This is a genomic window from Limosilactobacillus equigenerosi DSM 18793 = JCM 14505, assembly GCF_001311375.1.
In the GTDB taxonomy this organism is placed as follows: Bacteria; Bacillota; Bacilli; order Lactobacillales; family Lactobacillaceae; genus Limosilactobacillus; species Limosilactobacillus equigenerosi.
In genome coordinates, this window is sequence record NZ_BBAS01000004.1 from 71,800 (window position 1) to 84,513 (window position 12,714).

Consider the following 12,714-nt stretch of genomic DNA (forward strand, 5'->3'; position numbering starts at 1 on the left):
CGGAATTTGACGCTTAGCTCCCGGAAACTTTATACGGGCTCGCATACTAAGTTGCATTTTATCCCCAAATAAGGCACAATGATAAGAGTAACCCTAGTCCATTAATGGGCTAGTTAAGGAGGAAAATCATGGCAGAAGAATCAACGATTGAATTAATCCACGATAATGATGGAAAGATTATTTTGTCACCCCAAACCTTAGAATTCATTGCCGGGATTGCGGCTAGTGAAGTCGATGGGGTGTCTAAGATGCACGGAAGCTTAGCCAATAACGTGAGCGAATTGCTTGGCCGTTCTGATCACCGACGCGGGGTGAAGGTTGATAATCAACCAGAAGAGTTAGTTATTGATGTTGATGTGTACTTAGAATTCGGGGTGTCCGTCCCACAAGTGGCCGCCGAAATTCAAACCAACGTTGCCCAACAAGTGAAGTTAATGACCGATTTAACGGTTTCCCAAGTTAACGTTCACGTTCAAGGGATTGTCATGACCAAGCAAGAACAACAAGTTGATCCTAACAATATTTTTGCGGATCGAGATGAAGAAGGGAATGCCTAATGAGTTTTAGTCGTCATCGTTTACGCGAAGCTGCGTTTCAAACGTTATTTGCCTTAGATAGTGCTCCAGAGATGGATCGTTACCCAATTTTTGCGGAAGTGCTAGAATTAAACAAAAATGAAGCCGTACCAACGTTTGCGGCGGGTTTAGTTGATGGAGTAATTGCCAATCAAGCTAGTCTTGATGAAAAGATTGCTAGTCATTTAGCCCCTGGTTGGACGCTTGATCGGGTGGCACGGCCAAATGTTATTATTTTACGGTTAGCTCTCTTTGAATTGATGCAACAAGCAGCGCCCGCTCCAGTTGTAATCAATGAAGCCTTACAATTGACATCCACTTTTAGTGATGACAAGTCCAAGGCTTTTGTGAATGGGGTTTTAGGTAACTTTGTCCCAGCTGAATAAATCTTTATTAGTCGATAGCCGGTTTGTGGCTGTCGGCTTTTTTAGCGGGTTAGATGTGGTAGAATTAAAACCATATGATTAACGATAAAAAGGTGGTAATTGTTAATGACAAACTTAGATGGGCGCGCAGTGGCTCGACAATTAAATCAAATGACCAAATTAAAGGCTGATGCATTACGTCAACAAGGGATTATCCCGAGCTTAGCAATTATTATGGTTGGTACCAATCCAGCCAGCCTTGTTTATACCCGTAATAAGGAACGGTTAGCGACGGAGCTTGGGATTCAAGTCGAAATGAAAACCTTGCCGGCGACGGCGACCGAGCCGGAAGTGGCGGCCGCGATCGAGGATTGCAATCAGGATCCACAAATTGACGGGATTATTTTGCAATCACCGTTGCCGAATGGCTTACCAGAAGATCAGTTGAGTCAATTGATTTTACCGGCAAAGGATGTTGATGGTTTGCATGCCACCAATTTGGGTAAATTAGTGCAACACCAAGCCGGTGACTATCCAATCGCAGCCACCCCCCAAGGCATTATGGGGTTGTTAGCTTCGTATGATCTCGCGGTGACTGGAAAACGAGTGGTCATCATAGGGCGGAGTCGGTTAGTCGGCTTACCATTAGCGGCCCTGATGCAAAATGCGGGGGCCACGGTGACGGTTGCTCATCGGCAAACCCAAGATTTAACGACCTTAACACGCCAAGCGGATATTTTAGTCGTTGCCACTGGCCAGCCTGAGTTAGTGACGGTGCCAATGGTTAAGGATGGTGCAATTGTGATTGATGTCGGTATCAATCGGGTGGCTGGCCAATTAGTCGGCGATGTTGATTACGAGTCTGTCGCCCCACTAGCCAGTTGGATTACGCCGGTGCCCGGAGGTGTCGGTCCAATGACGGTGGCGAGTGTTTTAAGTCAAACCGTGCAATTAGCGCAAAGGAGGGGTGCTAGATGATTGCGGAACAAGATTGTCTTACCGTAACGCAGTTAACAACCTATATTAAGCGCAAATTTGATTACGATCCGTATTTAACGAAGGACGTTTATGTTGTGGGCCAATTGACGGATTTCCGTGCGCGCCGGGGTCATCAATACTTTGCACTTAAAGATGAAACGGATAGTCAACGTAGCGCTAAGATTAATGTCGTGATGTTTAAAGGCGCCTTTGATAAATTGAAATTTGCGCCCGAAAATGGGATGAAAGTTATCATTCGTGGGCGCGTTAGTGTTTATGAACCCACGGGAAATTACCAATTATATGCAGATAGCATGGAGGTAGCTGGCCTTGGGTCCCTGCAAATTGCCTTCCAACAAATGTATGACAAGTTAAAAGCGGAAGGATTATTTGACCGTCCCCGGAAATCTTTACGACCATTTCCAAAGCGGATTGCGGTCGTGACGAGTCTTAATGGGGCAGTGATGCACGATATTATTACTACGATCCGCCGACGTAATCCGTTAATCCAACTCGTCTTTTATCCGGCGAAAGTTCAAGGCGATGACGCCGCGGCCACGATTGCGCGCCAAATTCAACGGGCTGATCAACCAGACCAATACGATGCCTTAATTGTGGCGCGGGGTGGTGGATCGTTAGAAGACTTGTGGCCGTTTAACGAAGAAATAGTGGGCCGGGCGATTGCGGCGGCGCAAATTCCGGTGATTTCATCAATCGGTCATGAAACTGATACGACGATTGCTGATTTAGCAGCCGACTTACGCGCACCAACCCCCACCGCCGCGGCTGAACAAGCCAGTGCGTGGGAATTAAGCGAGGTTTTAATGCAATTACAATCATTGCAGGAACAATTATTCCACGGGCAAAAACGGCGCTTAACGCAAGCACGACAACTTGTGGATAATTTGGCGCAGTCGCCAGTCTTGCAGCAACCAAGTCGGGTGTTAGCGCGGCCAATGCAACAAGTTGATGAAGCCCAAATAAAGCTAACGCAAGCGTTTCAGCATCGTTTATACCAAGCGCAACGCCAGGTACAAATGGTGAGTGAACAACTGCAACAAAATTCGCCGTCGCAACAATTAGCGCGACAACAATTGGCGGTTTACCAAGCAAGTCAACAACTTGTTAGTGAAATGAAACGCCGTTTGCAAACCGCTACCTATCAAACGCAATCTTTAATTGATCAATTGGCAGCCTTGAGTCCCTTAACTGTGTTACAACGGGGATATAGTTATGTGACAATGAACGATCAAGTTGTTAGTAACAGTCAACAATTAACGCCGGGGGAAACAGTGAAAATTCACTTTGCCCATGGGACGGCTGCCGCTACGATTACAGAAATTACCACGGAGGAAACCACGGATGCCAACCGCTAAACCTACTTTTGAAAGTCAATTAGCTGAATTACAAACCTTAGTGACGAAACTTCAACAAGGTGACTTGTCACTGGATGAATCAATTCAAGCCTTTAGTCAAGGCATGGAATTGTCAAAGAATTTAAAACAACAATTAACGACGGCCGAACATACTTTGGCGCAAATGGTCGATGATGATGATCAAGTCACGACGATTGAACAGGCGGGTGATGATTTAAGTAATAATGGGGTCGCCAACCAAGGTTATCAATCACAATTTGCGAGTGATGATGACGATAATCCATTTTAGAGGTGGAACATGGAAAATTTACAGCAATTACGGCAGCGGGTTGACGATTATTTAACGACGGCTTTAGCGAACAGTTCTGATCAAGCGACTTGCTCACGGCGATGGATTATTCGGTCGCCGCTGGTGGGAAACGCTTGCGGCCAACGTTAACGTTAGCCGTGGCGCAATTATTAGGCGTTGAATTAACCGCTAGTGTACTCAAAGCAGCGTGTGCGGTTGAATTATTGCACACGTATTCGTTGATTCATGATGATTTACCAGCCATGGATAATGATGATTTACGGCGTGGGAAACCAACCAGTCATAAGCAATTTGGCGAAGCAATGGCGATTTTAGCTGGCGATGCCTTGCAAGCAACGGCCTTTGAATGGGTAACGGATAACGAATTGCCAGTTGTGATTCAAGCGCAATTGGCGCGTGAATTAGCCCTAGCGAGTGGGGCGCGGGGCATGGTGGCCGGACAAGTTCGTGATATTTTAGGAACTGGCCACCAACTGGAATTAGCCCAATTAAAGCACCTCCATGCGCAAAAGACCGGCGCCTTATTACGCTATGCGGTCTTAGCCGGGGGGATTATTGCCCAAGCGACGCCGGCAGTGTTAGCGGAGTTAGTTAAATTCGGGGAAAGTTATGGGTTAGCCTTTCAAATTTACGATGATATTTTAGATGCAACGGCCACCAGCGCCGAACTGGGGAAAGCAACGCATAAAGATGCGGATCGCGCTAAAAATACATATGTAAATTTACTTGGTTTAGCTGATGCGCAAGCCGCGTTACACCAAACCTTAGCGGTAGCCCGGGATAGTCAAGCGCAGCTAGCACAATTGACGGGGACGGATACCGGCACCCTGACAGAATTTTTAGCATATTTTAAAGAGGATTAATCATGCCAAAAGAACGTGTTGATATTTTATTAGTCCAACAAGGGCTCTTTGATTCCCGTGAGCAAGCCAAACGAGCCGTGATGGCCGGCGAAGTACTCGGGAAGAATAACGAACGGTTGGATAAGCCTGGCCAAAAAAATTGATGTGACAACGACCTTACATTTAAAGGGCAAAAAGATGCCCTATGTTAGTCGGGGTGGTCTCAAGCTTGCCAAGGCGCTTGATGTATTTGGGATTTCAGTCAAGGATAAAGTCGTCTTAGATATCGGTTCGTCAACCGGGGGATTTACGGATGTGATGCTCCAAAATGGCGCCAAGTTAAGTTATGCCTTGGATGTGGGGACGAATCAATTAGTTTGGCAATTGCGGGATGATCCGCGCGTGGTTGTGATGGAACAAACCAACTTCCGTTACAGCCAATTAGCCGACTTTACAAGTGGCCAACCTGAATTTAGTTCGATTGATGTTTCGTTTATTTCTTTAAACTTAATTTTCCCACCATTAAGTCAAATTTTAGTCCCTGGCGGCGAAGTGGTAGCTTAATTAAGCCCCAATTTGAAGCGGGGAAGGAAAAAGTTGGTAAGCACGGGATTGTGAAGGATCCGGCGGTTCATCGCCAAGTGATTGAACAAGTGATTGGATATGCGACGGAAAATCATTTTGACGTTTTAAATCTTGACTTCTCACCAATTAAAGGGGGCCAAGGGAATATCGAATTTCTTGTGCACTTACAATTAAGTGACCAAGTAGGAACGGTTAAGCCAACGGTAAAGATTGATCAAGTCTTAGCTAACGCGCAAGCAACCTTAAATCAAAAGGGGGACGACTAACGTGCAAAAGCAAGAACGCCAACAGTACATTCAAACAATCATTGAACAGCAAGTAATTTCACGCCAAGCGGAATTAGTGGCAGCTTTGCAAGCGGCGGGGGTCGAAGTGACCCAAGCAACGATTTCACGTGATATTAAGGAAATGAAATTGAGCAAAGTCGTGGGCGAAAACGGCGTGGCTCATTATCAAATGCCAAGTCCGGTTAGTGAACCGAATCCAGTTAACCAAGCAGCTGTTCCAGTGCCCGAAATTAATGGGGGCGATTTGATTAAGGTTAAAAGCCAAGATCAATTTATTGCCGTAGAAACAGTGCCAGGCTATGGCCCGATGGTCGCGATGATTTTGCGCAAGGGTGAATTTCCGGAAGTCTTCACGGCGGTTGGCGACGACGCGAATGTTTTTGTGGTTTGTACGGATCCAGAAGCGGCGAGCCAATTAGCGCAACGCTTACTAGCGATTGTTTAATTAAAGTTGAAGGAGAAAGGCCATGATTCAGGAATTAACCATTGATAATTTAGCGATTATTGATCATTTGTCATTGTCATTTCAAGATCAAATGACGGTACTGACGGGAGAAACTGGGGCCGGAAAATCAATTATTATTGATGCCGTGGGCTTATTAGCCGGTGGCCGGGGTTCCCAAGATTTTATTCGCCGGGGGATGGATAAATTAAGTATCCAAGGCCAATTTACGTTACCTGATGATCCGGCCTGTGCTGAATTTTTGGCTGCCCAAGGAATTGTGGCGGATGAAAGTGGCCTGGTAATTCGGCGGGAAATTCATAAAAGTGGTCGGAATACGATTCGGGTTAATGGGACGCTAATTAATGCAACGTTGTTAAAGCAATTAGGGCACTGGTTAGTTGATATTCAAGGGCAAAATGAACACCAACAATTACTGCAAGCGGAAACACATCTAGGCTTGTTAGATCAATTTGCGGGTGCCGAATTAGCCCCCATTAAAGCAAAATATACTAGCGCCTATCAAGCCTACTTAGCCACACAAACTCAATTAAAGCAACAGCAAACGGATGCTCAACAATGGGCGCAACGCCTGGACATGTTGCGGTATCAAGTTGATGAAATTGGTCAGGCTAATTTACAACCGGAAGAAGAAGAAGCACTAACTCAAGAACGGGAACGGTTAAGTCATTTCCAACAAATTAATGATGCCTTTCAATCGTTAATTGGGGTATTGAATGAAAACGAGCCCACCCCCGTACTCGATCAAGTGGGGCAAGTGATGCGGGATGTACAGGCGATTGCTGAATTTGATCCGGCTTATCAAGAGGTGAGCCAAACCTTGGATGGAGCCTATTATGCCTTGCAAGATGTCGCGGACCAAGCGAGTCACCAATTAGATGCGCTTGAATATGATCCGGAACGGCTAGTTCAAATTGATGCCCGGTTAACCCAAATTGGTGATTTAGAGCGCAAATACGGGGCAACGGTAGCGGATGTCTTAAGTTATTATGACGAGATTCAGGCTGAATTAACGGGGATGGAGCAAAATGCGAAATCAGATGAAGAATTAACCGCCCAATTAGCTGCCTTAGCCCAACAATTAACTGACCTAGGGACGCAAATGCGAACGATTCGCCAGCGGGTTGCCGAAGACTTAAATGAAAAAGTTAATACGCAATTGCATCAATTGTATATGGAAAAAGCCACGTTTGCGGTTCATTTTACGCCGTTAGCAACCGGGCAGTTTACCAGTGACGGGCTCGATGAAGTGGAATTTTACATTCAAACCAATCAAGGGGAAAGTATGGGCCCGTTAGTCCGAATCGCTTCGGGTGGGGAATTATCCCGGGTGATGCTAGCATTAAAGACCATTTTTGCGGCAGCTGAAGGAGTCACAAGTATTATCTTTGACGAAGTTGATACTGGAGTTAGTGGCCGGGTGGCCCAAGCAATTGCAGATAAAATTAAGTTGATTGCCCAACATTCCCAAGTTCTATGTATTACGCACCTACCACAAGTAGCGGCAGCGGCGCAAAATCACTTGTTAATTCAAAAGCGAGTGCATGATGGCCGGACAACGACGACGGTAACGCCGTTGAGGCTTGAACAACGGATTGATGAAGTTGCGCGGATGACTGCCGGTGAAGTCATTACCCCAGCGGCGAGAGCCCACGCTGAAGAATTATTAGGTAATAGGTCGTGAGCCACGCATTAGGGAAGCCGTGGCCTAACGTAGACAAGGCGTTGGCACTAGCTATGCTAGGGGCGGCGACTTTGTCATAGTTAGGTATCAGGCTTCCGCGTGGCGAACGTAGTTACAAATGAGGTCGCGAGCTCAGCTATCAAAAGCACTTGTTAGCCGAACGTAGTTAATTGGATCCCACACAAAACAAAACGCCACTGGCCGAATCGGCTGGTGGCGTTTTGCGTTAATGGGGGAATTGGGCCTAACCGAAGTTGGCCCGACTAAAAGGGATGACTTTCCGGTCATTCGTAGTGGTCGGCATCATTTCAGCCATTAGATCGTGTGGATCAATGCGGGAGAAACTTCGTTCAAGTTGTTTTTCGAATTTCGAGACGGGTTGATGTTGACTAAGGTAGTAGTGATAGTCTTCATCGGGCGTTGAGAAAATTGCAGGGTAACGGTCAAATAACTGATTGATCAGCCGGTCAAGCATGCGGTTTAATTGTTGGAACATTTATTTTCTCCTTAAAACGAACATCTGTTTGTTTTAATATTATACGAACAGCTGTTCGATAATGCAAGTGCTTTTAGAAAAAAACTTCCTGTCTAAAAGCATAGGCGGACGCCAAAAAACATGGTATGATAGTATTTATTCAAATGTAGAAAGAGGAATGTTGCAACATGGCAAAACGAGGCGTTTTAATTGTCTTATCTGGTCCATCAGGGGTCGGAAAAGGAACTGTTCGGAAGGCATTGTTTGACCAACCGGGTAATGATTTTCAGTATTCAATCTCAATGACTACTCGCGCTCCCCGTGAAGGTGAAGTGAACGGGAAGGATTATTTCTTTGTATCCAAGGAAGAATTTGAACACCAAATTCAAACTGGTGGAATGCTCGAGTATGCTAAGTATGTTGACAACTATTACGGCACGCCATTAAAATGGGTTAATGATACCTTGGATTCTGGTAAAGACGTCTTCTTAGAAATTGAAGTGAACGGGGCGATGCAAGTTCGTTCCCGGATTGCTGATGGGGTCTTTATTTTCTTAACTCCACCAGACATCATGGAATTAAAGAACCGGTTAGTTGGCCGGGGCACCGAATCCATGGACGTGATTAATGAACGGATTAAGACGGCGTACGATGAAATTCGGATGATGCAAAATTATGATTATGCCGTTGTGAACGATGAAGTTGACAATGCAGTTGAACGCATCAAAGAAATTATTCGGACTGAACATTTACGTGTTAACCGTGTCATGCCAGATTACTTAGAAATGTTAGGAGAAGCGAACCAATGATTTTATTTCCATCCGTTGACAAGTTATTAGAAAAGGTTGATTCCCGTTACTCATTAATTATGTTAGCAAGTAAGCGGGCCCACGAAATTGACAAGTACCGTGAAGACAAGTTCCGCGCTGAACACACGGAAAAGCCATTTGATATGAGTGAAGACAAGCCATTATTATTAGACCACTACGAATCAAACAAAGCGGTTGGGATGGCTTTAGAAGAAATTGAAGCTGGTTTAGTCTCAATTGACCCGGATTCAACTGACAACGAATAAATTCCAGTGAAGAGGATCAAGGTTGACTTGATCTTCTTTTTTTTGTTTAGTGAGGCAGATAAATGGCAAAAATTACGGTTTACATGACTGGTAGTGTCGCAGTCTATAAGGCGGTGGAAGTGGTCCGGTCACTACAAAAACTAAATCATGAAGTCCGGGTCGTGATGAGTGACAGTGCGCAACAATTTGTCGGGACGGCCACGTTAGCGAGTTTGTTACATACGCCAGTTTTGACTGATATTTGGCAAAATGTGCAAGCCGGCCAAGTTCCCCACATTGAATGGCCGATTGGACGGAATTAGCTGTCGTCGTGCCGGCGAGTGCGAACGTGATTGCTAAAATGGCCAATGGGTTGGCGGATGATACGGTGTCCACGACGCTCTTAGCGACGGCAGCGCCGAAGTTAGTCGTGCCGGCGATGAATTCTCATATGTGGGAAAACCCGGCTACCCAACGAAATCTGCAACAGCTCCAAGCGGATGGGGTGACGGTTTTAGAACCCGCGACGGGATTGTTGGCAGAAGGTTATACTGGGAAAGGGCGGATGCCAGAACCAGCGGTGATTGTGGAGGCAATTACGACGATGCTGACCCCAGCGAAGCAGGAAACAATTGTGATTACCGCTGGTGGAACGCGGGAAGCAATTGATCCGGTCCGCTTTATCGGCAATCGGTCGACCGGTAAGATGGGGATGGCGTTAGCAAACGCAGCCTTAAAAGCAGGCTACCGGGTTCATTTAATTGTGGGCCAAGTTGAGGTGGCCGTGCCGAAAAGCCCACATTTAATCGTGGAACGCGTCGAAACGACCCGGGATATGCTAACAGCGGTTGAACGCGCCTTTACAACGGCGACGGGGTTAATTATGGCGGCGGCGGTGGCTGATTATGCACCGGCGGAAGTAGCAACACAAAAATTAAAAAAACAGGGTGATGCGGGGTTAACCATCCAATTACAACAAAATCCGGATATTTTAGCGACCATGGGAGCTAACAAGCGTGCTGATCAATGGGTTGTGGGCTTCGCGGCGGAAACGAATGATTTAGATACTTATGCGACACGGAAGCTAATGACGAAACAGGCCGATTTAATTATTGGCAATGATGTGACCCAAGTGGGGGCTGGTTTTGGGACGGATACCAATATTGTGACCTTATATCAAAACGGACAAGCACCAGTTCGGTTAGCGCCGGCGACGAAAGCCGAAGTGGCCGCACAAATTATCCAGTTTATTCAACAGCGTTTTTAATGACAAGGAGGTTCGTGGGATGGCTAATTTAGTGCAAGTGATTGTCGATGTGCCGACGATGCAAACCAATCAACCGTATACGTATGCAGTGCCAAAACAATTAACGGACCTCGTGCAACCGGGGATGCGGGTGATTGTGCCATTTGGGGCCGGTAAACGTGAAGTGCAAGGCTTTGTAGTCGGAGTAATTGATGAAAGTACTTATGATGGTCCCTTAAAACCATTGGCGGCCGTAATGGATTTAGCACCAGTCGTGAATCCGGAATTATTACAACTGAGTCAGTGGTTAGCTAACGAAACCTATGCCTTTTGGATTTCGTGTTTGTACACCATGTTGCCAAATTTATTAAAGGGCAAGACGAAACGCTGGGTTGAAGTAATCGATGAGCTCAGTGAAAGCGACCAAGCTTGGTTGTTTGGGGAGGAAAATGAAGTTGAATTTGACGAATTAACCCATGCAGTTGATAAATTGGAACGTTTAATCCAACTCCAACGCCAAGGCAAAATTCGTTTCCGGTACGCGGTTGTTGATCAAGCGCGGGCTAAAACGGTCACGGCCATTCAAGCCACCCAAAGCTTTGAAAAATATGAGGAAAGTTTAGCTGAGCTACCCAAAAACGCGACGGCCCAACGGCAATTATTAGCTTATTTACAGAATTTAGGGGATCAAGTGGTGACCTTAAAAGTAGCGCAGGAACAAAGTGGCTTACGACCTGATATCTTTCGGTTAGGGGAACACCGCGGATGGTTGCGAAAACTACAACAAGAGCAGTACCGCGACCCAATGAAAGACCAAGCAATCACGCCAAGTCAACCCTTGGCGCTAAATGCAGAACAACAAGCTGCCTATGACCAAATTGTACCCGATATTCAGCAGCCACAAGCGACTGTTCACTTGCTACAAGGCGTAACGGGAAGTGGGAAGACGGAAGTTTACTTACAGCTAATGGCGGCCACCTTAGCAACGGGGAAAAGTGCGTTGTTGTTAGTGCCTGAAATTTCCTTAACCCCCCAAATTGTTGGCCGGGTGCGGAGCCGGTTTGGGGAACAAGTGGCCGTATTACATAGTGGCTTATCTAATGGCGAACGGTATGATGAATGGCGGCGCATCCAAGCAGGAGAGGCTAAAGTGGTGGTTGGCGCGCGGTCAGCGGTCTTTGCGCCGCTGGCGAACCTGGGCTTAATTATCATGGATGAGGAGCATGAAAGTAGTTATAAACAAGATGAATCTCCTCGGTATCATACGCGCCAAGTAGCCCTCTGGCGTGGAAAGTATCATCAGGCGCCGGTCGTTTTAGGATCGGCAACACCAAGCTTAGAAACGCGGGCCCGGGCCGCTGCTGGGGTTTACAAACGAGAAGTCTTAGCTCATCGGGCGGCGGCCAAAACCTTACCGCAAGTGGAGATTGTTGATATGCGGCCGGAAGTGCAACGGCGAGGGGAGACTAATTTCTCCAATCAACTTTTAACCGCTTTACATGCACGCTTGCAACGAGGAGAACAAAGTATTCTCTTATTGAACCGGCGCGGTTTTTCGTCGTTTATTATGTGTCGTGATTGTGGGTATGTGTTAAAGTGTCCGAATTGTGATATCTCGTTGACGATGCACCTAGATACGCATGCGATGAAATGTCATTATTGTGGGCATGAAGAAGGAATTCCGCAACTTTGTCCGCAATGTCAAAGTCGGCGAATCCGGTATTATGGCACGGGAACGGAAAAAGTGGCGGCCGAATTAGCGGACTTATTACCGCAAGCGCGGGTGATTCGAATGGACGTTGATACCACCCGGAAAAAGGGACAACATCAGGCGTTGTTAGATCAATTTGGCCATCATGAAGCGGATATTTTACTGGGGACGCAAATGATTGCCAAAGGCCTTGATTATCCCGATGTAACGCTAGTGGGAGTATTAAATGCCGATACCGGCTTGGATTTACCGGATTTCCGGGCGGGGGAACGGACCTTTGATTTGTTAACGCAAGTTAGTGGCCGGGCTGGCCGGGCTGATAAGTTGGGGGAAGTTATTATTCAAACCTTTAATCCCCAAAATTACGTCATTAAACTGGCTCAGCAACAGGATTATGAGCGTTTCTTTGCGCAAGAAATGCAGTTGCGGAAATTAGCCGCTTACCCACCGTATTATTACACGGTGCGCTTAATGGGGAGTCATCCGGATGAAAAAGTTGCCGCCAAAGCGATGTTTACGATTCGGCAACAATTACAAACAACCTTAGCGGCGGAGACGCAATTATTGGGACCGACACCGCGGTCAATTGCGCGTTTAAAGAATCGGTATTACTATCAAATTATGATTAAATATCGGGCGGATGCGCGGTTGCATCAAGAATTATTAACGTTGATGCATCAGGCACAACAGCAATTTGATCGTCAATTCCAACTTAGTATTGATCCCGAACCACAATACTTTATGTAAAATTAGATTGTTGTAC

The 12,714-nt window shown here is 46.3% G+C and carries 11 protein-coding genes and 3 pseudogenes; 13 read left to right on the top strand and 1 reads right to left on the bottom strand.

What is annotated here, in order from left to right; translation table 11 throughout:
- Positions 1-128 precede the first annotated feature (128 nt).
- The 9 genes and pseudogenes from JCM14505_RS03235 (at position 129) to recN (ending at position 7,465) form a co-directional block, all read left to right on the top strand.
- Positions 129-557: an Asp23/Gls24 family envelope stress response protein gene (locus tag JCM14505_RS03235; RefSeq protein WP_054652894.1), complete on the top strand. Its 429-nt coding sequence runs from the start codon at positions 129-131 to the stop codon at positions 555-557.
- Complete coding sequence (gene nusB / locus JCM14505_RS03240) at positions 557-961, top strand: transcription antitermination factor NusB (RefSeq protein WP_054652895.1); 405 nt, start codon at positions 557-559, stop codon at positions 959-961. Before JCM14505_RS03235 ends, nusB begins: the two co-directional genes overlap by 1 nt.
- Positions 962-1,066: 105 nt before the next feature.
- Positions 1,067-1,918, top strand: a complete 852-nt coding sequence (locus tag JCM14505_RS03245) for a bifunctional 5,10-methylenetetrahydrofolate dehydrogenase/5,10-methenyltetrahydrofolate cyclohydrolase (RefSeq protein WP_054652897.1) — start codon at positions 1,067-1,069, stop codon at positions 1,916-1,918.
- Complete coding sequence (gene xseA, locus JCM14505_RS03250) at positions 1,915-3,294, top strand: exodeoxyribonuclease VII large subunit (RefSeq protein WP_054652899.1); 1,380 nt, start codon at positions 1,915-1,917, stop codon at positions 3,292-3,294. Before JCM14505_RS03245 ends, xseA begins: the two co-directional genes overlap by 4 nt.
- The gene (locus JCM14505_RS03255) at positions 3,281-3,583 is read left to right on the top strand and encodes an exodeoxyribonuclease VII small subunit (RefSeq protein WP_054652901.1); all 303 of its coding nucleotides are present in this window, start codon (positions 3,281-3,283) and stop codon (positions 3,581-3,583) included. The genes xseA and JCM14505_RS03255 overlap by 14 nt, the downstream gene beginning before the upstream one ends.
- A 9-nt stretch (positions 3,584-3,592) precedes the next feature.
- Positions 3,593-4,467 (top strand): annotated as a pseudogene (locus JCM14505_RS03260) (polyprenyl synthetase family protein).
- A 2-nt stretch (positions 4,468-4,469) separates the two neighbouring features.
- A pseudogene (locus tag JCM14505_RS03265) lies at positions 4,470-5,297 on the top strand (TlyA family RNA methyltransferase).
- Position 5,298: 1 nt separating this feature from the next.
- The gene (locus JCM14505_RS03270) at positions 5,299-5,763 is read left to right on the top strand and encodes an arginine repressor (RefSeq protein ID WP_054652903.1); all 465 of its coding nucleotides are present in this window, start codon (positions 5,299-5,301) and stop codon (positions 5,761-5,763) included.
- 22 nt (positions 5,764-5,785) lie between these two features.
- A complete protein-coding gene (gene recN / locus JCM14505_RS03275) occupies positions 5,786-7,465 on the top strand; it encodes a DNA repair protein RecN (protein WP_054652905.1) in 1,680 nt (559 codons plus the stop codon).
- A gap of 244 nt (positions 7,466-7,709) precedes the next feature.
- Here recN and JCM14505_RS03280 read toward each other — a convergent pair whose 3' ends face one another.
- A complete protein-coding gene (locus JCM14505_RS03280) occupies positions 7,710-7,961 on the bottom strand; it encodes a hypothetical protein (protein WP_054652907.1) in 252 nt (83 codons plus the stop codon).
- A gap of 167 nt (positions 7,962-8,128) precedes the next feature.
- On the opposite strand from JCM14505_RS03280, the gene gmk reads away from it, so the two are divergent.
- The 4 genes and pseudogenes from gmk to priA all read left to right on the top strand — a co-directional run bounded on the left by gmk (position 8,129) and on the right by priA (position 12,698).
- Positions 8,129-8,749, top strand: coding sequence for a guanylate kinase (gene gmk, locus JCM14505_RS03285; RefSeq protein ID WP_054652909.1), 621 nt, complete (start codon positions 8,129-8,131; stop codon positions 8,747-8,749).
- Positions 8,746-9,015 carry a DNA-directed RNA polymerase subunit omega gene (rpoZ, locus tag JCM14505_RS03290; protein WP_054652911.1) on the top strand — a complete coding sequence of 90 codons (270 nt, stop codon included), beginning with the start codon at positions 8,746-8,748 and terminating at the stop codon, positions 9,013-9,015. The genes gmk and rpoZ overlap by 4 nt, the downstream gene beginning before the upstream one ends.
- 62 nt (positions 9,016-9,077) lie before the next feature.
- A pseudogene (coaBC, locus tag JCM14505_RS03295) lies at positions 9,078-10,261 on the top strand (bifunctional phosphopantothenoylcysteine decarboxylase/phosphopantothenate--cysteine ligase CoaBC).
- A gap of 19 nt (positions 10,262-10,280) precedes the next feature.
- Complete coding sequence (gene priA, locus JCM14505_RS03300) at positions 10,281-12,698, top strand: primosomal protein N' (protein ID WP_054652913.1); 2,418 nt, start codon at positions 10,281-10,283, stop codon at positions 12,696-12,698.
- Positions 12,699-12,714 lie beyond the last annotated feature (16 nt).